25 protein-coding genes are annotated in these 19,679 nt (G+C 39.0%); 22 read left to right on the top strand and 3 right to left on the bottom strand.

Going from position 1 to position 19,679, the window contains the following annotated elements; genetic code table 11:
• Window positions 1-68: 68 nt before the first annotated feature.
• From spoIIAA to lysA, 11 genes are all read left to right on the top strand, one after another.
• Window positions 69-419 carry an anti-sigma F factor antagonist gene (gene spoIIAA / locus ACFX4N_RS16450; protein WP_013059076.1) on the top strand — a complete coding sequence of 117 codons (351 nt, stop codon included), beginning with the start codon at window positions 69-71 and terminating at the stop codon, window positions 417-419.
• On the top strand, window positions 419-862 hold the full coding sequence (gene spoIIAB, locus ACFX4N_RS16445) for an anti-sigma F factor (protein ID WP_013084935.1): 444 nt from the start codon (window positions 419-421) through the stop codon (window positions 860-862). Before spoIIAA ends, spoIIAB begins: the two co-directional genes overlap by 1 nt.
• 12 nt (window positions 863-874) lie before the next feature.
• A complete protein-coding gene (gene sigF, locus ACFX4N_RS16440) occupies window positions 875-1,636 on the top strand; it encodes an RNA polymerase sporulation sigma factor SigF (RefSeq protein WP_013059074.1) in 762 nt (253 codons plus the stop codon).
• Between the two features lie 161 nt (window positions 1,637-1,797).
• Entirely contained in the window at window positions 1,798-2,418 is a 621-nt protein-coding gene (locus ACFX4N_RS16435; protein ID WP_029320316.1) for a stage V sporulation protein AA, read from the top strand.
• Window positions 2,408-2,830, top strand: a complete 423-nt coding sequence (locus tag ACFX4N_RS16430) for a stage V sporulation protein AB (protein ID WP_014458301.1) — start codon at window positions 2,408-2,410, stop codon at window positions 2,828-2,830. The genes ACFX4N_RS16435 and ACFX4N_RS16430 overlap by 11 nt, the downstream gene beginning before the upstream one ends.
• A gap of 18 nt (window positions 2,831-2,848) precedes the next feature.
• The gene (gene spoVAC / locus ACFX4N_RS16425) at window positions 2,849-3,310 is read left to right on the top strand and encodes a stage V sporulation protein AC (RefSeq protein WP_025750442.1); all 462 of its coding nucleotides are present in this window, start codon (window positions 2,849-2,851) and stop codon (window positions 3,308-3,310) included.
• Window positions 3,311-3,323: 13 nt separating this feature from the next.
• Window positions 3,324-4,355 (top strand): stage V sporulation protein AD, encoded by a 1,032-nt coding sequence (spoVAD, locus tag ACFX4N_RS16420; protein ID WP_013084932.1) that lies wholly within the window; start codon window positions 3,324-3,326, stop codon window positions 4,353-4,355.
• Window positions 4,343-4,693 (top strand): stage V sporulation protein AE, encoded by a 351-nt coding sequence (gene spoVAE / locus ACFX4N_RS16415; RefSeq protein ID WP_013059069.1) that lies wholly within the window; start codon window positions 4,343-4,345, stop codon window positions 4,691-4,693. The genes spoVAD and spoVAE overlap by 13 nt, the downstream gene beginning before the upstream one ends.
• Window positions 4,694-4,699: 6 nt before the next feature.
• A complete protein-coding gene (spoVAEA, locus tag ACFX4N_RS16410; RefSeq protein ID WP_057273999.1) occupies window positions 4,700-5,266 on the top strand; it encodes a stage V sporulation protein SpoVABEA in 567 nt (188 codons plus the stop codon).
• The gene (locus ACFX4N_RS16405) at window positions 5,259-6,740 is read left to right on the top strand and encodes a spore germination protein (RefSeq protein WP_029320320.1); all 1,482 of its coding nucleotides are present in this window, start codon (window positions 5,259-5,261) and stop codon (window positions 6,738-6,740) included. Before spoVAEA ends, ACFX4N_RS16405 begins: the two co-directional genes overlap by 8 nt.
• A 138-nt stretch (window positions 6,741-6,878) precedes the next feature.
• Entirely contained in the window at window positions 6,879-8,198 is a 1,320-nt protein-coding gene (lysA, locus tag ACFX4N_RS16400; RefSeq protein WP_057273998.1) for a diaminopimelate decarboxylase, read from the top strand.
• A gap of 49 nt (window positions 8,199-8,247) precedes the next feature.
• Here lysA and ACFX4N_RS16395 read toward each other — a convergent pair whose 3' ends face one another.
• The gene (locus tag ACFX4N_RS16395) at window positions 8,248-9,123 is read right to left on the bottom strand and encodes a DUF1002 domain-containing protein (RefSeq protein WP_057273997.1); all 876 of its coding nucleotides are present in this window, start codon (window positions 9,121-9,123) and stop codon (window positions 8,248-8,250) included.
• 389 nt (window positions 9,124-9,512) lie between these two features.
• Between ACFX4N_RS16395 and ACFX4N_RS16390 the strand changes: the two genes are divergently transcribed.
• Together ACFX4N_RS16390 and ACFX4N_RS16385 are read left to right on the top strand one after the other, a co-directional pair.
• On the top strand, window positions 9,513-9,947 hold the full coding sequence (locus ACFX4N_RS16390; RefSeq protein ID WP_013059064.1) for a peptidylprolyl isomerase: 435 nt from the start codon (window positions 9,513-9,515) through the stop codon (window positions 9,945-9,947).
• A 244-nt stretch (window positions 9,948-10,191) separates the two neighbouring features.
• Window positions 10,192-10,545 (top strand): GNAT family N-acetyltransferase, encoded by a 354-nt coding sequence (locus ACFX4N_RS16385; protein ID WP_013059063.1) that lies wholly within the window; start codon window positions 10,192-10,194, stop codon window positions 10,543-10,545.
• Window positions 10,546-10,620: 75 nt separating this feature from the next.
• Here the strand turns inward: ACFX4N_RS16385 and ACFX4N_RS16380 are convergent, their stop codons facing one another.
• Window positions 10,621-11,142 carry a DUF309 domain-containing protein gene (locus ACFX4N_RS16380; protein ID WP_057273996.1) on the bottom strand — a complete coding sequence of 174 codons (522 nt, stop codon included), beginning with the start codon at window positions 11,140-11,142 and terminating at the stop codon, window positions 10,621-10,623.
• Window positions 11,143-11,274: 132 nt separating this feature from the next.
• A complete protein-coding gene (locus ACFX4N_RS16375; protein ID WP_170836726.1) occupies window positions 11,275-11,373 on the bottom strand; it encodes a YjcZ family sporulation protein in 99 nt (32 codons plus the stop codon).
• Between the two features lie 198 nt (window positions 11,374-11,571).
• On the opposite strand from ACFX4N_RS16375, the gene ACFX4N_RS16370 reads away from it, so the two are divergent.
• The 9 genes from ACFX4N_RS16370 to ccsB all read left to right on the top strand — a co-directional run bounded on the left by ACFX4N_RS16370 (window position 11,572) and on the right by ccsB (window position 19,642).
• Window positions 11,572-12,327, top strand: coding sequence for a segregation/condensation protein A (locus ACFX4N_RS16370; RefSeq protein WP_013059060.1), 756 nt, complete (start codon window positions 11,572-11,574; stop codon window positions 12,325-12,327).
• Window positions 12,324-12,896: an SMC-Scp complex subunit ScpB gene (gene scpB, locus ACFX4N_RS16365; RefSeq protein WP_057273995.1), complete on the top strand. Its 573-nt coding sequence runs from the start codon at window positions 12,324-12,326 to the stop codon at window positions 12,894-12,896. Before ACFX4N_RS16370 ends, scpB begins: the two co-directional genes overlap by 4 nt.
• Before the next feature lie 118 nt (window positions 12,897-13,014).
• Window positions 13,015-14,163, top strand: a complete 1,149-nt coding sequence (locus ACFX4N_RS16360; RefSeq protein WP_029320329.1) for a D-alanyl-D-alanine carboxypeptidase family protein — start codon at window positions 13,015-13,017, stop codon at window positions 14,161-14,163.
• Window positions 14,156-14,755 carry a nucleoside recognition domain-containing protein gene (locus tag ACFX4N_RS16355; RefSeq protein ID WP_013059057.1) on the top strand — a complete coding sequence of 200 codons (600 nt, stop codon included), beginning with the start codon at window positions 14,156-14,158 and terminating at the stop codon, window positions 14,753-14,755. The genes ACFX4N_RS16360 and ACFX4N_RS16355 overlap by 8 nt, the downstream gene beginning before the upstream one ends.
• The gene (locus ACFX4N_RS16350; protein WP_013059056.1) at window positions 14,752-15,285 is read left to right on the top strand and encodes a spore maturation protein; all 534 of its coding nucleotides are present in this window, start codon (window positions 14,752-14,754) and stop codon (window positions 15,283-15,285) included. The genes ACFX4N_RS16355 and ACFX4N_RS16350 overlap by 4 nt, the downstream gene beginning before the upstream one ends.
• An 86-nt stretch (window positions 15,286-15,371) precedes the next feature.
• A complete protein-coding gene (locus tag ACFX4N_RS16345) occupies window positions 15,372-16,097 on the top strand; it encodes a pseudouridine synthase (RefSeq protein ID WP_013059055.1) in 726 nt (241 codons plus the stop codon).
• A 198-nt stretch (window positions 16,098-16,295) separates the two neighbouring features.
• Window positions 16,296-16,817, top strand: coding sequence for a thiol-disulfide oxidoreductase ResA (gene resA / locus ACFX4N_RS16340; RefSeq protein ID WP_013059054.1), 522 nt, complete (start codon window positions 16,296-16,298; stop codon window positions 16,815-16,817).
• Window positions 16,818-16,829: 12 nt separating this feature from the next.
• Complete coding sequence (resB, locus tag ACFX4N_RS16335) at window positions 16,830-18,452, top strand: cytochrome c biogenesis protein ResB (RefSeq protein ID WP_057273994.1); 1,623 nt, start codon at window positions 16,830-16,832, stop codon at window positions 18,450-18,452.
• Window positions 18,453-18,463: 11 nt separating this feature from the next.
• The gene (gene ccsB / locus ACFX4N_RS16330; protein WP_057273993.1) at window positions 18,464-19,642 is read left to right on the top strand and encodes a c-type cytochrome biogenesis protein CcsB; all 1,179 of its coding nucleotides are present in this window, start codon (window positions 18,464-18,466) and stop codon (window positions 19,640-19,642) included.
• The last annotated feature ends 37 nt before the right edge of the window (window positions 19,643-19,679 follow it).

The following is a 19,679-nucleotide window of genomic DNA, read 5'->3' as shown; positions in this document are numbered from 1 at the left end:
CGGTGAGAAGGATTCTATTCTGTCGGCAGCGAAAGACTGACTATAAGATTTCCGAGGAGGTTTGTATAGTGAGTCTTTCGATTGAATTGGAATTCAAACAAGATGTCTTGTTGGTTCGATTAACAGGAGAATTAGATCATCATACGGCAGAAGAGCTAAGAAGCAAAATCACCGAAGCGATAGAGAAGGAATCTATCAGCCATTTGATTTTAAATTTACAGCATTTAACCTTTATGGACAGCTCTGGCTTGGGGGTTATTTTAGGGAGATACAAACAGGTTCATAATAACGGCGGGGAAATGGTTGTATGCGCTATTTCTCCTGCCATAGAACGTTTGTTTAATATGTCAGGCTTATTTAAAATTATTCGTTTTGAACCTAATGAAGAAAACGCGCTTCAAAAATTGGGGGTGGCATAATGAAAAATCAAATGAACCTCCAATTTTCCGCGCTTAGTCAAAATGAATCGTTTGCTCGCGTCACGGTAGCATCATTTATTACGCAGTTAGATCCAACAATGGATGAGTTAACAGAAATTAAAACAGTCGTATCTGAAGCAGTAACAAATGCTATTATTCACGGCTACGAAAGCAATCCGGATGGCGTGGTATATATTTCTGTGACGCTTCATGAAGACGGTGTAGTCGAGCTGATGATTCGTGATGAAGGAATTGGTATCGATAACGTGGATGAAGCCAAGCAGCCTTTATACACAACGAAACCAGATCTAGAACGTTCTGGAATGGGTTTCACCATAATGGAAAACTTTATGGACGAAATTCGAGTGGAGTCTACTGTATTAGAAGGTACGACCTTATATTTAAAAAAGCACTTAACAAATAGTAAAGCGCTATGTAATTAAGGAGACTTGCCAATGGATGTGGAGGTCAAAAAAAATAAAAACGAACCGTATTTAAAGGATCATGAAGTTAAAGACCTCATCAAGCGCAGTCAGCAAGGTGATCAAATTGCACGAGATACAATCGTCCAAAAAAATATGCGGCTCGTTTGGTCGGTTGTTCAACGTTTTATTAACCGTGGTTATGAGCCCGATGATTTATTTCAAATTGGATGCATAGGGCTATTAAAGTCCGTTGATAAATTTGACTTATCGTATGATGTTAAATTTTCAACATATGCTGTTCCAATGATTATTGGTGAAATTCAGCGATTTATTCGTGATGATGGCACGGTAAAGGTTAGCCGTTCTCTGAAAGAAATGAGCAATAAAATACGTAAGGCAAAAGACGAGCTTTCCAAATTACTTGGACGCGTCCCTACAGTCGCTGAGGTTGCAGAACATTTGGATCTCACTCCTGAAGAAGTAGTGCTAGCTCAAGAAGCTAATCGTGCTCCTTCGTCTATTCACGAGACCGTCTATGAAAATGATGGAGATCCAATTACCCTTCTTGACCAAATTGCTGATCATACGGAAGCGAAGTGGTTTGATAAAATTGCCTTAAAAGAAGCAATTGAAGAACTTGATGAGCGTGAAAAGCTCATTGTCTATTTGAGGTATTACAAAGATCAAACTCAGTCCGAAGTGGCCGCAAGGCTGGGGATTTCTCAAGTTCAGGTATCGAGGCTTGAGAAGAAAATCTTAAAACAAATGAAGCTGCATATGAATGATACGTAATACTTAAGAAGCAATCCGTTTTGCTATTCAAACAAGAATAGTGAAACGGATTGCTTTTTTCATTTGGTAATTAATGGTCTGTTCAGAAACGTGAATTAGAAAATTTAAGAAAATCCATACTACACGTACAGGGAGATAATGAATCGTAAGGTGTGATATGAATGGAAAACGTTCTTTATCTTAAAATGAGACATCGTATTCAAGTAAAACCTGATGAGGCTGTAAATATTGGACAATTAGCAATGGTTATAGCAGCAGATTCTGTTCAAAAGCAAATTGAAAAGCTAGTTGTATATCAAGTCAGTATGAGTGATCGAAATATTATCATTGTTGATTTAATGAAGGTAATTGAAAAAGTTGCCTCTCGGTATCCGCATTTGGACATTCAGACGATTGGACCCGCTCAAACGATTGTAGAGGTCGTGTATAAAAAGAAACAATATTCCTTTTTGTTTTTTCTAGCTGTTTGGTTTCTTCTTTTCATCGGAGCTGCTTTAGCAATTATGAACTTTCACGAAGATGTGAGTATGAGACAAGTACATCAAAAATTGTTCTACATGCTGACCGGTCTGAGAGATAAGCAGCCTTTGCTGATTCAAGTGCCTTACTCTATCGGTTTAGGCCTGGGAATGATTCTGTTTTTTAACCATGTCTTTAGAAAACGAATTAATGAAGAGCCTAGTCCTCTCGAAGTCGAAATGTTTAATTACCAGCAAGACTTAGATCAATACGTCATTATGCACGAGAATAAAGAAAGTATGAAAAAAATTGATGATCATTAACATTGTGATGACCATTGTAATTGGACTTGCGGGAGGACTGGCTGCAGGTGCTGGGTTTGTAGCATTTTTAACGGTGCTGGGAATTATTCCGCGTTTGATGCAGCTGACCAAAACCATGAAATATATTCAAGCATATGAATGGGGAGTGGTGGGTGGTGCTGTTACAGGCGGGTGGTGCAGTCTTCATCAATACACGTGGCAGTTTCCTGCGGTGCTCATTATGATCATAGGTCTAACGAGCGGTATTTTTATTGGGATGCTGGCAGCAGCGTTAACAGAAGTGCTTAATGTATTGCCGACGTTAACGAAACGAATAGGAATGGAAGGCAAGCTTATTTTATTGTTAATGGCCATTGTACTAGGCAAAGTATGCGGATCATTATTTCATTGGATTTATTTTGTTAATCAATAAGAAAAGGATGTATGTAACATGGCAAATAATCAAAAATTAAAAGATAACTATCAAGAAAGCATTAAACCATTTCAGCCTAAACCTTCATATGTGGCAAATTGCCTAAAAGCCTTTTTGGTAGGGGGAATTATTTGTACATTAGGACAGGCAATTCAAAATTTCTATATTGCATTTTTTGACTTTAATGAAAAAAATGCAGGTAATCCTACCGTTGCAACCCTTATTTTAATATCTGCGCTTTTAACCGGGTTTGGGATATACGATCGTATTGGTCAATTCGCAGGTGCAGGTTCAGCTGTTCCTGTTACGGGTTTTGCCAATTCCATGACGAGTGCAGCGCTTGAACATCGAAGTGAAGGGATTGTTCTTGGAATTGCGACGAACATGTTCAAACTGGCCGGAAACGTCATTGTATTTGGAACGGTTTCGGCTTACGTTGTAGGAATCATTCGCTACCTTTTTAAAACTTATTTGCTATGAAAAGAGGGGGATTATGAGAAAAACTGGAAAGCAAACGTGGGTTTATGAAAATCCTATTTATATTAATGCCACAGGAACAGCTGTAGGACCAAAAGAAGCAGATGGACCGTTAGGAGAAACATTTGATATTACACATAAAGATTTGCACTGTGAAGAAGATAACTGGGAGTTGGCTGAAAGAAGGCTTATGACGGAGTCTATTGATTCCTGCTTGCAAAAAATAAATTTATCCTATGAAGACGTTGATTTGTTTTTGGCTGGAGATTTATTAAATCAAAACGTAACGGCTAATTTTGTAGCCCGGCATAACCAAATTCCATTTCTATGCATGTTTGGCGCTTGCTCCACATCAATGGAAACGCTCGCAACGGGAGCAGCTCTTGTAGATGCAGGGTTTGCTAATCGTGTTATTGCATCAGCGAGCAGTCATAACGCAACGGCTGAGCGCCAATTTCGAAATCCTACCGAGTACGGAGGACAAAAACCAGATACAGCAACGGCAACCATTACGGGAGCAGGGGCAGCGCTGGTCTCGAAAGAAAAAGGTATTGTCCGTCTCACGTCTGCAACGATTGGTCGGGTAATGGATTACGGGATTAAAAATGCAAACGACATGGGTTCTGCTATGGCACCAGCTGCTGCAGATACCATTCAAAGACATTTGGAAGACTTAAACGTTGCTCCAAGCGAGTATGATCTTATTTTAACAGGAGATTTATCTGGTGTAGGAAGTCCAATCTTAAAACAGCTGCTCAAGGACGAAGGCTACGATATATCAACCAATCATAATGATTGCGGATTAATGGTATATCGCCCTGATCAAAATGTATTTGCAGGAGGAAGCGGCTGCGGCTGCTCGGCTATTGTCACGTATGGGCATATTTTAAATGAATTAAAATCAGGAAACTTAAAGAAAGTGTTTATGGTGGCAACAGGAGCTCTTTTAAGTCCAACGATGATTCAGCAAAAAGAGTCAATTCCAACAATTGCTCATGGCGTCGTCTTAGAACATATTGGGGAGGGGGATGATCAATGGAGTATGTAATAGCTTTTGCTGTAGGAGGAATCATTTGCGTTATTGGGCAGCTGCTGCTTGATCTTGCTAAGCTTACTCCAGCGCATGTTATGAGTTCGTTTGTAGTTGCAGGAGCGATTTTAGATGGATTTGGTCTTTATGATAAGTTAATTGAATTTGCTGGCGCCGGAGCGACGGTTCCAATTACAAGCTTTGGTCATTCTTTGCTGCACGGAGCGATGAAGCAAGCGGATGACCATGGATTTATCGGGATTGGGATTGGGATTTTTGAACTTACCTCGGCTGGAATTTCAGCAGCTATTTTATTTGCTTTTATTATCGCGTTAATCTTTAAACCGAAAGGATAAAAGATTATGAAAAAAAGAAGGATCATTATTGTAACCGATGGTGATGAATATGCTCGCAAAGCAATTGAGCATGTAGCTAAATCAGTTGGTGGCAGATGCATTTCGAGGTCATATGGAAACCCTACTACGTTAACAGGTAGTCAAACGGTAGATTTAATTCTTCAAGCACCATATGATCCCGTCTTTGTGATGTTTGACGATAGCGGTTTCTTAGAGGAAGGACCTGGGGAAATTGCTTTGCTGCACGTAGCAAAGCATCCTCAAGTAGAAGTTCTTGGAGTGATCGCCGTGGCATCACGTACTCATCAAAGCGAATGGACAAGAGTGGATGTGACCATCGATCGTTTTGGAGAAATATCGCATTATGGCGTGGATAAAAGCGGAATTCAAGAATTAGAAGTCGGACGAATTAATGGAGATACAGTTTACTGCTTGGATCAGCTCGATATTCCCTTAGTTGTAGGAATAGGGGATATCGGCAAAATGGCTAGGATGGACGATATTGAAATTGGATGTCCGATTACTGAAAAAGCAGCAAGACTTATTTTAGAAAGGAGCGATTCGTTTGGGTAAGCCAGCAGAGCAGAAAACAGCTATTTTTTCAAAAGTGCAAAAAAACGATCAGTGGTTCAAAGAAAACGCTAGTATGAACACAAGCTTTGATGTGGGCGTGCGTAAATTACTTATTTTGGATCGAGAAGTTCATGTTTACTATGTAACAGGATTATGCGACAGTTCATTTATTATTGAAATTACAAAAGTGCTCGTTCAAATTAATGATAATGAAGTTGAACGAGCGAAGCTAAAAGATATTGTTGAAAACCGTCTTATTCATCAGCAAGTAAAGCCTTTAAAAACGTTAGATGATGGAATGGTTTCTGTTTTATCAGGACTGTTATTCGTTTTAATTGACGGTGAAGAAGTTGGCTTTGAAGTCGATGTGCGTACGTATCCCGGCAGATCGCCTGAAGAAGCGGATACAGAGAAAGTGATTCGCGGAGCAAGAGATGGATACACTGAAAACATCATTATCAATACAGCGTTAACGAGAAGACGAATCCGTGACGGAAGATTTCGTTTTGAAATTATGAAGGTAGGCGAACGTTCGAAACTGGACGTAGCGATTGGGTACATAAAGGGGGTAGCTGATCCAGGACTGGTTAAACTGATAAAAGATGAACTGGAAGCTATCGATGTAGATGGTTTGCCTATGGCTGACAAATCCATTGAAGAGTTTTTAGTCAAACAAGGAATTAATCCTTTTCCAATGGTACGCTATACAGAACGTCCGGACACAGCAGCAGCTCATGTACTAGAAGGGCATGTGATCATTATTACAGATACGTCTCCAAGCGTTATTATTACACCAACTACGCTGTTTCATCACGTGCAGCATGCAGAAGAATACAGGCAGTCTCCTTCTGTAGGTACCTTTATACGCTGGATACGGTTTTTAGGAATTCTGGCGTCTCTTTTCTTATTGCCGCTATGGCTGTTATTTGTACTTGAGCCAGATCTGCTGCCGGCAAAATTGCAATTTATTGGGCCAAACGAAGCAACAAATATTCCGACAGTTATCCAGATTTTCTTAGCCGATCTAGGGGTTGAGTTCCTGAGGATGGCCGCCATTCATACGCCGACACCGCTTGCTACTGCTATGGGTTTAATTGCTGCAGCACTCATTGGACAGATTGCCATTGATGTAGGATTGTTTGTTCCGGAAGTTATTCTTTATGTAGCTATTGCGTCCATTGGTTCTTTTTCAACGCCAAGCTATGAGTTAGCAGTGGCAAATAAGATGCTGAGATTGTTTTTATTAATTTTTGTTGCGGCATTTCATACTCCAGGATTCCTTATTGCGACAACGGCTATCATTCTCTACATGGTACGTCTAAAATCATTGAATACGCCTTATTTGTGGCCGTTTCTTCCATTTAATCCGCAGGCTTTATGGCAGATTATCATTCGCACACCGGTTCCTGGAGCAAATCCGCGACCTAGTATTGTGCATCCGCAGGATAAAGACCGCCAGCCTGCAAAACCTTAAACAAAATAGGTGGTTGAAACCTGTATGAAGATGTGATAGATTTGTTTTAAATATGGAAAATAATAAATATTTAGACAGTTAGCAGCGAATTGCCGTTAACTGTCTTTTTTACACTATACACAGGAACGGGGTCTAAACATGTTTTTACACGGAACAAGTCGCATAAATAAGCAGGGTCATCTTGAAATTGGTGGAGTTGATACGGTTGAATTAGCATCAAATTTTGGGACACCCCTTTACGTATATGACGTGGCTTTAATTCGGCAGCGTGCTAGAGGATTTAAAGAAACATTTGAAAAGCATGGGGTAAAAGCACAGGTCGCTTATGCAAGCAAAGCTTTTTCTACAATTGCCATGGTCCAAGTCGTTCATGAAGAAGGTCTTTCGTTAGACGTTGTTTCGGGAGGAGAACTGTATACGGCTTTAGCAGCTGACTTTCCGAAAGAACGGATTCATTTTCATGGAAACAATAAAAGCCGAGCAGAACTAGAAATGGCCATCAAAGAAGATGTAGGATGCATTGTAGTTGATAATTTTTATGAAATTGCATTGCTTCAGGAAATAACGGAACAGTATCCAAAAAAGATGCCTGTTCTTCTCAGATTAACACCCGGAATTGAAGCTCATACACATGATTATATCTTGACAGGGCAGGAAGACTCGAAGTTTGGGTTTGATCTTCAAAACGGTCAAGCAGACGAAGCTGTGCGTCTTGTGCAAAATAGCAAGGGGCTAGAACTTTTAGGTATTCACTGTCATATAGGATCTCAAATTTTTGAAACAACCGGATTTATTATGGCGACTCAAAAGCTTTTTGCAAAAATGAAAGAGTGGAAACAACGTATAGAATTTGTTCCGCAAGTATTAAATTTAGGCGGCGGCTTTGGCATTCGTTATACGGAAGAAGATCAGCCTATTCCTGTTTCGCAGTATGTGGAAGTTATTATAGAAGAGGTCAAAAAGCAGTCTAAACAGTTAGAGGTAGAAATCCCTGAAATTTGGATTGAGCCCGGCCGCTCTCTTGTAGGAGATGCTGGAACGACTCTGTATTCAATTGGTTCTCGTAAGCATGTACCTAATGTACGTGAATATGTAGCCATTGATGGAGGAATGAACGACAATATCCGTCCTGCGCTGTATCAAGCGAAATATGAAGCGGTCATTGCCAATCGAATGAATGATGAGAGTGATGAGCTTGTATCTATTGCGGGTAAGTGCTGCGAATCGGGGGATATGCTGATGTGGGATGTACACCTTCCAAAAGCAAACCCAGATGATTTATTAGCGATGTTTTGTACAGGCGCATACGGTTATTCTATGGCAAGTCACTATAACCGTTTGCCAAAGCCAGCTGTCGTGTTCGTAGAAGATGGAGAAGCACAGCTAGTCGTAAAACGCGAAACGTATGAAGACATTGTAAAAAATGACGTGAAATACAAAGTGACGGTAAAAAAGTAACGAGTGATTAACGTAAAAAAAGAGCCTCTTGTTCAAGAGGCTCTTTTTTTTATGAGAATAACGATTTAATAGCATTAATAATATCAACAAAGAATTGCTTTAATTTATCAAGAAATGATTGGCCTTCTTCTGACTGAAGAAATGTTGTTACTTTTTCCTTTGTCGCAGAAAGTTGGTCTTTTACTTGATTCCAATCGATGTTCATATCTTTTAAACGATTGAAAAAGTCAACAAGTGTATTAAGCTCTGAATCTGTTAATTTAATACCTAAATCATCAGCCACTCGCTGAATTAACGTGCGTAAATCGTCCTTTGTTTGAGGATTTTCTTTGGCAATTTCTTCTTTAATCGTTGCCATAAACTGCGCTGCTTTTTCTTTACCGATTTTTTCACCAAGCTCAGATGTCTGGACCATCTCTTCATTGGCTGCTTTTTTTACTTCTTCTGGGATTTTTTGATCTGTTTGAACTTCATATGCTTTCATAATACCTGTTAAAGCAGCTGTACCAGATACTTCAAATGGAGCGGTAATCTGGATTTTTGCATCTTTAACGCCGGCGGTCATCAAAGCATTAATATACATGTCGTCCGTAATACCATTAATATTTTGAGTTGATACGCTTAAACCTGAATCTTTTGAACCAAGGGTAATACTAGAAGATGAAATAGCACGAGATCCAATAGTAGCCTTTGGAATAAAGTCACCTAAATATTCATGCTCTTCTTGGTTTGTCACGGTTACTGTTTGAGCATTGCTTGGCGCATCAAGGTCATTTAATACCTGTTGCTTCTGAGAGCTGGTTAAGTCCTCACCTAATGTAATAATAACATCGCCCGGAGCAGCATCTGCAAAACTTTTTAAGGGTGCGGTTAGGAATAGAAGAAGACCTAATGTCACCATCATTGCTTTTATCGTTAATTTCAAACCTTTTTCCTCCTTTAATCCCATACTTGCCCTATTATAATACGGGCAGGTCTGAAGTAACAGAGTCAATTCATCATTTTCCCATAAATCAGTCTAGAGGCGTAGATTTCTATATGAAATGAAATCTATGTATCTCTATCACTGTATTAGACGGATGATACTATAAAAAGTTTCATCTCACAACTACTATTTTTTATTTAGAGCCCTACGAGAAGAAAGTGAAAAAGTGCATTCATTGAATTCATGAGCTTGTTTGTAGTAGAATAGAGTGAGTTTATAAATGTAAGTGTTCTACTCTAGGTGGCACTTGCAACTTTTACGTTTTGCCGCTTTGATAGGGAAAAACAGAGCCTATAGCGGTACTAATACATATATTGGAGGTCATTTATATGAAAAAAGCAAGTATTCTAATGGAAAATGGCGAAAAAATTCTAATCGATTTATTTCCGAACGAAGCACCAGGAACAGTAGAAAACTTTGAAAAGTTAGCTAATGAAGGATTCTACAACGGCGTAACGTTCCACCGCGTTATCCCTGGATTTGTTTCTCAAGGAGGAGACCCAACTGGTACAGGTGCTGGCGGCCCTGGCTACTCAATTAAATGTGAAACAGAAGGAAACCCTCACAAACACGAAGCGGGTTCTCTATCAATGGCACATGCTGGTAAAGACACAGGCGGCAGTCAGTTCTTTCTTGTTCATGAGCCACAGCCTCATTTGAACGGTGTTCACACTGTATTTGGAAAAGTAACAGAAGGGCTTGATACAGTGTTAAAAATGAAAAATGGCGACGTAATGAAAGAAGTAAAAGTCTGGGAAGAATAAGAGCATACTGCTATAAATGGATATTAGCTAATAAAACGTCATAACAACCTTTTACAGGGGGTTACGGCGTTTTTTCTTCGCGCAACAGCTCAAAAAGCGTAATAGATTAGGTTTCTCATACACGCATGACATAGGACAAGCTTTTGTGTAATATTGCTATTTACTTATAAATTTTGTATGATAAAAGCAGTAAAAAACGCAGCGCATTAATTTGTAGGAAAGTTTGAGGACGAGGGAGAATCGTATGCTTATTCGCTATAAACGAAACTATGAAAAAATTGCCATGGGTCTTCTATCGTTTGTACCTACGGAAAAAGATTTAAAAAAACTTCAACAAACGATGAAAGAATATGAGCAAAACGAACATTGGCAGCTGTATCTTTGGAAGCAAGAAGAAGATATTATTGGGATTGTTGGCATTTCCATGCTCGATAAAAGTTTGATTGAGGTTCAACACGTCAGTGTAAACCCTTCACACCGCCAACAGGGCATTGGCAAAAAAATGATTAAAGCTCTTAAAGAAATGTATACGACTGCACAAATTAAGCCGAGTGAAATCATCGCTCCGTTTTATGAAAAGTGTCAGGCAGATGAATAAAGAAAAGCATGATTAGGTGAGGTGCGAAAGCTTCTTTCACATCTTAGTCATCATAAAACAACAGGTAGCTAGAAGCTACCTGTTGTTTTGTTTTGCCAATAAGTTCGCTTGTCTTTCCGCAATCACATCTGACCGATCTCGCGTGCTGTGACGATGAACAATCGCATCATTTTGCAGATTAGAAGCTGATAACCAGACAAGCTGTTTATCAGTGCTTCTTTGTTTGCAAGCTCGTAATAATGCTGGATCTTCAATGGGCAAGTTAATACTTTTATATGGCTGATAGGTATCGATTAAAGCTAATTGTTTGCGAAGAAGTTTAAGCAGTGAAGGATAATTAAGTCCAAGCTGTGCAATGTTTTCTTCTTCCTTCGTTAAAATTGTCAGCGCCTTTTGCATCGTTCTTTTGGCTCCGGCGAAATTTTGGCGTCGATGATGATAGAGTGAAACAGCAATTTGAATAAGGCCAACCCAAATAATATTGCGGTGTCCTCTTTCGTCTTTTTTCCAGTGTTCTTCTAGCAGTTCATGACATTCAAAGTAATCCCGGTCGCCATGAAAATGAACTAAATAATCAATATAGGCTTGTGAATACAATCTTGTTCCCTCCTGGTAAGACTCTATATGTAGTGTATCACAAAAATTAGCTATTCATCAGCGCGGTGCCTTTAAAGAGACAAACGTGCTCAAGGTATGGCGAACACGTTTGTTTTTATTCAATATGTGTGGTTAGAAGCGTAAGCAAGAACAACCAACAATAATTAATAAAATAAACAGTACAACAATTAAAGCGAAACCGCTACCGTATCCACAAGATTTTTCACCCATGCGAGTTCCTCCTTCAGCCATTTCAAAATCTTATTACCTTGACATCATATGTATATTTAAACTTTTTGTATGGGCAAATGACCTATTTTTACGTTAATTTGTATTGGACATGTGTCTATAATCCTCTATACTAATGATAGTAACGTTATATAAAGCAGCAGAAATGATAAGCAATTGAAAAGTGTTGGTGAGATAAAAGTGGAGTATAGTGTAAAAGTAGATGCGTTTGAAGGACCTTTAGATCTTCTTCTGCATTTGATTAACCGATTTGAAATTGATATTTACGATATCCCAGTAGCGACAATTACTGAGCAATATATGATGTTTATACATACAATGAATGAGCTTCAGCTAGACGTTGCCAGTGAGTATCTAGTCATGGCAGCAACTTTGCTTCAAATTAAAAGTAAAATGCTTCTGCCTACGTATGAAGAAGATATGGATGAAATTGAAATGGTCGATGAAGAAGATCCGCGTGAAGAATTGATGCAGCGCTTAATTGAATATCGAAAGTTTAAAGAAGCGGCGGTAGAGCTTCAAAAGCTGGAAGAAGACCAAAGTCATGTGTATACAAAACCTCCAAGTAATGTGCAAATAAATGCAGAAGAACGTACGCAGCCTCAGGATGAAGGATTGGATATATCACTGTATGATATGCTAAGTGCTTTTCAAAAGTTGATGAAACGAAAGCAAAACAAAAAGCCTATGCAGACGAAAATAGCAAGGCAAGACATTCCAATTGATAAGCGCATGAGTGAAATTGTGAACGAATTAAAAGCCTTTAAAGGGAAAAAAAGTTTTTATCAGCTGTTTCCTTATCAAGAGCGTGATCATATTGTTGTAACGTTTTTAGCTGTGCTGGAATTAATGAAAGAAAATGAAATCGTTGTGGAACAGCAGCACAATCTAGACGAGCTTTATGTATCGTATCGAGAAAGGAATGAAGAGGAATGACAACGAATGATCTACAGGCTATTATTGAGAGCTTACTTTTTGTTTCTGGTGATGAAGGTCTATCCATTAGCCGGTTAGCTGAGATTATAGAAAAGCCTCATGAAGACATTCAAGGTGCTTTGGAGAGCTTAGAGCAAGAGTGTAAGTTCAGAGGAGTTACACTTGTTGAAATAGGAGGGGCCTATCAGCTTGTCACAAAAAAAGAGTATGCACCATATATTGAGAAGCTCGTAGAAGCTCCCGCTAATCAATCATTATCACAAGCAGCGCTTGAAACGTTAGCTATTGTAGCGTATAAGCAGCCAATTACAAGAGCTGAAATCGAAGAGATTCGAGGAGTGAAAACGGAAAGACCTCTTCAAACTTTAATTGGAAAGGTTTTATTAAAAGAAGTGGGACGAGCGGAAGGCGCAGGGCGGGCCATCTTATACGGAACGACAAAAGAATTTTTAGGCTATTTTGGCCTTAAAAGTATCGAAGAGCTGCCGCCGCTTCCAGAAGATTTATTACAAGAAGGAACCGATCAAGAAGCAGATTTGTTTTTTCAATCGTTTCAAGAAATGAAGTGAAAATGTAAAAGAACATAGAGTTTTTTCTATGTTCTTTTTTGTATGGACAAATCTTTTCATTCATAACCAAAAAAGACGAGCATAAACTTGTACAAACAGGTAGAGGGACGGGGATGACATGAAAAGAAGCAAAAAAAGTATCATCTATCTATTTATTGTATTGCTATGTCTCAGCGGTTGGCCTTCCACATCATCTGCAGCGGGGAGCGTAAGTGCTCATAGTGCTATTTTGATGGAACAGAAATCAGGGAGAGTGTTATATGCTAAAAATGCAGATCAAGTTAGCCGAATTGCTAGCATTACAAAAATTATGACAGCAATACTGGCGATTGAATCTGGCAAAATAAATAAAACAGTTACCGTGAGCCACAGCGCAGTTGGTGTTGAAGGTTCTTCTGTGTATTTAGTTGAAGGTGAAAAAATAAAATTAAAAGATTTAGTATATGGCTTGATGCTTCGTTCAGGTAATGATGCTGCTGTAGCTATCGCAGAAGCCGTTGGAGGAAGCGAAGATGGATTTGTTTATTTGATGAATAAAAAAGCAGAAGAAATTGGCATGACAAATACAACATTTCAAAATCCGCATGGATTAGACGATCATGAAAATCATCGCTCAACCGCGCACGATATGGCTCTGCTCATGCGCTATGCAATGAATAATAAAATTTTCAAAGAGATTTCAGGAACAAAAGTCTATCGAATGAAGCATCCTGAAGAGAAATGGGATCGAGTGTGGAAAAACAAAAATAAACTGCTGACAACACTGTATGCATACTGTACTGGCGGAAAAACAGGGTATACAAAATTAGCAAAACGAACGCTTGTGACAACTGCTACAAAAGATGGAATGGATTTAATTGCTGTAACGATCAATGCCCCAGATGATTGGAACGATCACATTTCCATGTATGAAAATGCATTTGATAAATATGATATGACCAGTTTAGCTGCAAAAGGAGAATTGGCAGATATAAAGGATTCTTTCTATAAAGATCAGTTGTATATTAAACGAAATGTCGTCTATCCTCTCACAAAGAAAGAACAAAGCTCTGTAGAAGTGAAAACAACGTTAATTCAGCCTAAAAAGCAGTGGAAAGAAACAGGGGAAGTTCCAAATGTGGTAGGAAAGCTCGATATTTATAGAAGTGGAGAGACGATTGACAGTGTTCCAATTTATTTCGAAAAGCAGTCCGAGCAGCAAAAAGGTTTTTTTGATAAAGTGAAGCGATTAATGTTTATTCAGTCTGGAGCCAAAACAGATGGTTAATATTATTTGGATGCTGCTGACCATTATCGGAATTGTTTTTGCGATTATAAATGGAAAAATTGGTGATGTAAACAAAGCAATTTTTCAAGGAGCAGGCGAAGCAGTGACCATCAGCATTGGGTTAATCAGCGTGCTGGTCTTTTGGTTAGGGATGATGAATATTGCTCAAAGTGCAGGGCTTCTCGACAAGTTAGCGAAACTGTTTCGACCCATCATTACAAGACTTTTCCCTGATGTTCCAAAAGATCATCCGGCCTTAGGGTACATATTGTCCAATATGATGGCGAATATGTTTGGACTCGGGAATGCGGCAACTCCTCTTGGCATTAAAGCGATGGAGCAGCTTAAAAAGCTAAACGGCGATAGAGACGAAGCAAGCCGTTCTATGATCACACTTTTAGCACTTAACACAACCAGTTTAACACTTATACCAACCACAGTTATTGCAATTCGAATTACGTATAACTCGGCTAATCCTACTGAAATTGTCGGTACCACACTTTTAGCAACTGTTGTAGCTACGATAGGAGCTATCATCATTGATCGCTTCTTTTATTATCGACGTACACGAAAAGGAGGAAAACGAAAATGACTATGCTTAATCAAGTATCATTGATGTTTATTCCTCTTATCGTAGGATGCATTTTACTTTATGGAACCTATAAAAAAATTCCTACGTATGAAAAGTTTGTAGAGGGAGGGAAAGACGGATTACAAATTGCTTTTTCCATCATTCCTTACTTAGTCGGCATGTTAGTGAGCATCTCTATTTTTCGAGCTTCAGGAGCCCTTGATTTTTTCTTATCTATTTTAAAACCTATGCTGCAAGCAGTCGGCGTTCCGGCTGAAATTGTACCTTTAGCTCTTATCAAACCGATATCTGGAACGGCTGCTCTTGGTATCACGACGGATCTAATTTCTACATACGGACCTGATTCTTTTATCGGTCGTTTGGCATCGACCATGCAGGGAAGTACAGATACCACATTTTATATTTTAACGGTTTATTTCGGAGCAGTTGGCATTAAAAAAATGGGAGATGCGCTGAAGGTTGGTTTACTGGCAGATTTGGTAGGGATTATTGCCTCAGTTGTCATTGTAATCCTTGTGTTTGGCCGGTAAGAAATCGAAAATTCTACCTCTGAGTGGCAAATAGACTTGTGTATTACTTCGTAAACAAGTAAGATGTTACAAGAGGTGAATTGTTAATGGAACGATTACAAAAAGTGATTGCTCACGCAGGTGTAGCATCAAGACGTAAAGCTGAAGAATTAATCGGCCAAGGCCGAGTGAAAGTAAATGGAAAAGTTGTAAGAGAATTGGGCACGAAAGTAGGTCCTAACGATAAAATTGAAGTAGACGAAGTGCCGGTAGAAAGCGAAGCGCCCGTTTATTTTATGTTATACAAACCAAGAGGCGTAATTTCAGCTGCTAACGACGACAAGGGAAGAAAAACAGTCGTTGACTTCTTTCCACATGTAGAAGAAAGAATTTATCCAATTGGACGTCTAGACTATGATACGTCGGGTTTACTTCTTTTAACAAACGACGGTGAATTTGCTAATCAGCTAATGCACCCTAAATTTGAAGTGGACAAAGTTTATGTGGCTAAAATTAAAGGAATTCCAAGTCGTGAAAAAATCAGACAGCTGCAGCGCGGTGTGATGCTAGAGGACGGAAAAACAGCACCAGCTCGTGCAAAAGTTCTTTCTATTGATAAAAGCAAGCAGACGGCGATTGTGGAATTGACGATTCATGAAGGGAAAAATCGTCAAGTACGTCGCATGTTCGATGCAATTGGGCATTCTGTCTTAAAATTAAAACGTGAACGCTACGGACCTTTAGATTTACGCGGATTAAATGCAGGCGAAGCTCGTGAGCTTACAGCGCATGAAGTCAAACAATTATATTCAATGTCTCAAACAGGTAAGTAATTTTCACTTACCTGTTTTTTTTTATGAAAAATGTCGTGAATTAGAAAAACAAGCAAGGTTTTTTGAAAAAATGTCGAACTTGTAGAATGAGAGGAAGACTTCACAGAAACGTCGAAATATTATTGGAAAGCCACTACCACAAAAATGATATAATGATAGAAAAAAGCGTATTGAAAGCGGTTAAAAGGAGTTCGTGCCATGAAAAAAAAGCGCTTGATTATTCGAACAGTTATATTGGCAGTTTTGCTGTGCGCGGTTGGATATACCCTTTATGCTCAATTTTTTGCTGATAAACAAAAGGTATCAGTAGGAGATAAGGCACCTGACTTTATATTAAGAGATGTTAATGGAGAAACTCATCAGCTATCAGATTACAAAGGCAAAGGAGTTTTTTTGAATTTTTGGGGAACATGGTGCAAGCCCTGTAAACAAGAGATGCCGGCTATGGAAAAGCAGTATGCATCATATAAAAAGCAAGGTGTTGAAATTCTAGCTGTTAACGTTGCAGAAACGAATATAGCAGTAGAGCAATTTGCTAAACAATATGAGCTATCTTTTCCGATTTTGATGGATAAAGATTCACAAGTTTTGGGTGCATACGGAATAGATCCTCTGCCGACTACATTTTTAATTGATAAAAACGGAAAGATTGTAGACAGTTTTATTGGGGGATTGGAAGAATCTAAAATAAAAGAATATATGGAAGAAATTAAACCATAGGGAGTGTTGACAATGAAACACGTAAAATGTGAATGTGGACACGTTAACCCGCATGGTACGATTTTGTGTGAAGCCTGTGGTAAGCCGATTGCAGAAGAAACAACTGATAAATTAGTAGATATGCGTTATGAAGGAAGCGCAAGGCGATCGCAAACGTACAATAAAACAGTTATCGATAAAATATGGAACTTTTTCTCTTCTGTAAAAGTAGGTATTTGGATCATTATTGTGACGCTTGTTGCGTCTGCAGTCGGAACCATTTATCCTCAAGAAGCTTACATACCTCCTAATGTGACAGCAGATGAGTATTACCAAAAGGAATATGGATGGACAGGAGAACTTTATTATAAGTTAGGTTTTCATCACCTCTATGAATCGTGGTGGTACTTGCTTTTAATTGCTGCTTTAGGAATGTCGTTAGTCATTTGCAGTTTAGATCGAGTCGTGCCTTTGTACCGAGCTCTAAAAAAGCAGAGTGTAACAAAACATCCAAACTTCTTAAAAAGACAGCGTTTATATAGCACTTCATCATCGTGGACGGATCAAGATTATGAACATGTAAAAAGCATGCTTAAAAAAAGAAGATACTCCATTCGTGAAGAAAACGGCAATCTGCTGGCTGAAAAAGGACGCTTCTCAAGATGGGGTCCATATATTAATCATATCGGTCTCATTATCTTTTTACTAGGTGCTATGCTTAGATTTGTACCAGGTATGTATATAGATGAAGTTCTTTGGATCCGTGAAGGTGAAACAAAAGTTATTCCTGGGACGAACGGAGAGTATTTTTTGAAAAACCATCGTTTTACTGTTGAAACGTATGATAAAGATAGCGAAAGCGCCGTGTTCCAAGAAGCAATTGATCGTGCAGGGAATAATAAAGTAGCCAAAAAATATGAAGCGGATGTTAGTTTGTATAAGCGCGAAGGAAAGCTTATACCGGGAGCAGATCCAAAGTTAAAGAAAATAAAAGATTCAGAGATTCGGGTGAATCAGCCGCTTAAGTTTGAAGGATATGCCATGTACCAAGTGGACTTCAAGTTAAATGAGTTTAGCTCTATGTCTTTCCATTTAACAGATAAAAATGCAAATAGAAACATTGGTTCACTTACAGTAGATTTACATAATCCAAAAGAAACATATGATTTAAAAAACGGATATAAAGTCAAGCTCATGAGTTACTTTCCAGACTTTTTCTTTGATGATGAAGGAAATCCAAATACAAAGACCAGAGTGCCTAACAATCCGGCTTTTGTATTTAAAATGATTACGCCTCAGCATAAAAAAGGGGAAGTTGCTTTTGTTGGAATTAGAGAGAACTTGGAGCCGCTAGGAAATAACGATTATAAAATGACCTTTGCTGGTGTGGAAACGAAAAATGTAACGGGATTAACCGTTCGCAGAGACTATACGCTTTGGTTTTTAGGAATTGGCGGAGCAATCTTTATGATTGGTGTGATTCAAGGGATGTATTGGAATCATCGCCGCATGTGGATTCAAAAAGTCAATAATGAGATATGGTTGGCCGCACATACAAATAAAAACTGGTATGGGCTTAAAAAAGAACTAAATGGTTTATTAGAATCAACATCCCTTACACAGCTGAAGGACCAAAATGATAAAGAAACAAAATAGGAGGAAAAAGCATGGATTACGCGAGTATAAGTAGTAATTTACTGTATGTGGCGTTTATTGCTTATTTAGTTGCAACCTTTTTTTTCGGAGGAGCTATTCGAGATAAGCGAGCAGCTCAAAAGAAAACAAAGTGGGCAACGTTTGGAATTGCGGTTACCATCATCGGCTTTATTGCACAGATTGGCTACTTTATTACAAGGTGGATTGCATCAGGCCACGCTCCTGTTAGTAATTTATTTGAATTTACGACGTTTTTTGGCATGATGCTTGTTGGCGCATTTATTGTTATTTACTTTATTTATCGTCTTAGCATGCTTGGACTGTTTGCATTGCCGGTGGCTCTTTTGATCATTGCTTATGCAAGCATGTTTCCAACTGAAATTACGCCGCTGATACCGGCTCTCCAAACGAATTGGCTGCATATTCACGTTACAACTGCTGCTACGGGTGAAGCCGTGCTTTCCATTAGCTTTGTTGCAGGATTGATTTATTTAATCAAAACGATTGACCAATCCAAGCGAAATAAAAAAGCATTTTGGCTGGAATTCATCCTGTATACGCTTATTAGTACGCTTGGGTTTGTAGCGGTGACGCTGGCTTTTAATGCGGCTCACTACGAGTCATCATTTAATTGGGTTAATAAAAGTGGAGAACAAGAGCAAGTCGTATATCATATGGTTCCGCTAGTGGGGCCGCATCAAAGTGAGTGGACAGACGGGAACGATATACAGCCGCTTATTGATATGCCCGCTATTATCAATGCTAAAAAATTAAATACGGTTATTTGGTCGTTAGCCGGTGGCTTTGTCTTATATTGGCTGATTCGTCTTATTTTACGGAAGCGAATTGGAGCCGCGCTGCAGCCGCTTGTGAAGCAGGTAAACAGCGACTTGCTTGATGAAGTAAGCTACAGAGCAGTGGCGATTGGATTTCCTATTTTTACACTAGGAGCACTTATTTTCGCTATGATTTGGGCTCAGATGGCCTGGACGCGCTTTTGGGGGTGGGACCCTAAAGAGGTGTGGGCGCTGATCACCTTTTTATTTTACGCCGCTTTTCTTCATCTTCGGCTGTCTAAAGGGTGGCACGGTGAAAAATCAGCTTGGCTGGCAGTTGGCGGGTTTGCCATCATTATGTTCAACTTAGTTGCTGTGAACCTAATTATTGCAGGTTTACATTCATATGCGTAACCTTTAAAAATAGAATAGAGGCTGAAACAAAGATATT

Origin of the sequence: Priestia sp. YIM B13551, assembly GCF_042787905.1 — a bacterium.
Taxonomy (GTDB): Bacteria; Bacillota; Bacilli; order Bacillales; family Bacillaceae_H; genus Priestia.
Note: the sequence above shows the minus strand (reverse complement) of the source record. Positions and strands in the feature narration are given on the sequence as shown.

Bases quoted from the DNA above. Each gene is read 5' to 3' on its own strand.
- ACFX4N_RS16390 (WP_013059064.1), top strand. From the start codon at position 9,513: ATGAAAAAAGCAAGTATTCTAATGGAAAATGGCGAAAAAATTCTAATC.
- resB (WP_057273994.1), top strand. From the start codon at position 16,830: ATGAAACACGTAAAATGTGAATGTGGACACGTTAACCCGCATGGTACG.
- ACFX4N_RS16345 (WP_013059055.1), top strand. From the start codon at position 15,372: ATGGAACGATTACAAAAAGTGATTGCTCACGCAGGTGTAGCATCAAGA.
- sigF (WP_013059074.1), top strand. From the start codon at position 875: ATGGATGTGGAGGTCAAAAAAAATAAAAACGAACCGTATTTAAAGGAT.
- ACFX4N_RS16385 (WP_013059063.1), top strand. From the start codon at position 10,192: ATGCTTATTCGCTATAAACGAAACTATGAAAAAATTGCCATGGGTCTT.
- spoIIAB (WP_013084935.1), top strand. From the start codon at position 419: ATGAAAAATCAAATGAACCTCCAATTTTCCGCGCTTAGTCAAAATGAA.
- ACFX4N_RS16350 (WP_013059056.1), top strand. From the start codon at position 14,752: ATGACTATGCTTAATCAAGTATCATTGATGTTTATTCCTCTTATCGTA.
- spoVAE (WP_013059069.1), top strand. From the start codon at position 4,343: ATGGAGTATGTAATAGCTTTTGCTGTAGGAGGAATCATTTGCGTTATT.
- ACFX4N_RS16435 (WP_029320316.1), top strand. From the start codon at position 1,798: ATGGAAAACGTTCTTTATCTTAAAATGAGACATCGTATTCAAGTAAAA.
- spoVAD (WP_013084932.1), top strand. From the start codon at position 3,324: ATGAGAAAAACTGGAAAGCAAACGTGGGTTTATGAAAATCCTATTTAT.
- scpB (WP_057273995.1), top strand. From the start codon at position 12,324: ATGACAACGAATGATCTACAGGCTATTATTGAGAGCTTACTTTTTGTT.
- ACFX4N_RS16375 (WP_170836726.1), bottom strand. From the start codon at position 11,373: ATGGGTGAAAAATCTTGTGGATACGGTAGCGGTTTCGCTTTAATTGTT.
- ccsB (WP_057273993.1), top strand. From the start codon at position 18,464: ATGGATTACGCGAGTATAAGTAGTAATTTACTGTATGTGGCGTTTATT.
- lysA (WP_057273998.1), top strand. From the start codon at position 6,879: ATGTTTTTACACGGAACAAGTCGCATAAATAAGCAGGGTCATCTTGAA.
- ACFX4N_RS16360 (WP_029320329.1), top strand. From the start codon at position 13,015: ATGAAAAGAAGCAAAAAAAGTATCATCTATCTATTTATTGTATTGCTA.
- ACFX4N_RS16355 (WP_013059057.1), top strand. From the start codon at position 14,156: ATGGTTAATATTATTTGGATGCTGCTGACCATTATCGGAATTGTTTTT.
- ACFX4N_RS16430 (WP_014458301.1), top strand. From the start codon at position 2,408: ATGATCATTAACATTGTGATGACCATTGTAATTGGACTTGCGGGAGGA.
- spoVAC (WP_025750442.1), top strand. From the start codon at position 2,849: ATGGCAAATAATCAAAAATTAAAAGATAACTATCAAGAAAGCATTAAA.
- resA (WP_013059054.1), top strand. From the start codon at position 16,296: ATGAAAAAAAAGCGCTTGATTATTCGAACAGTTATATTGGCAGTTTTG.
- spoVAEA (WP_057273999.1), top strand. From the start codon at position 4,700: ATGAAAAAAAGAAGGATCATTATTGTAACCGATGGTGATGAATATGCT.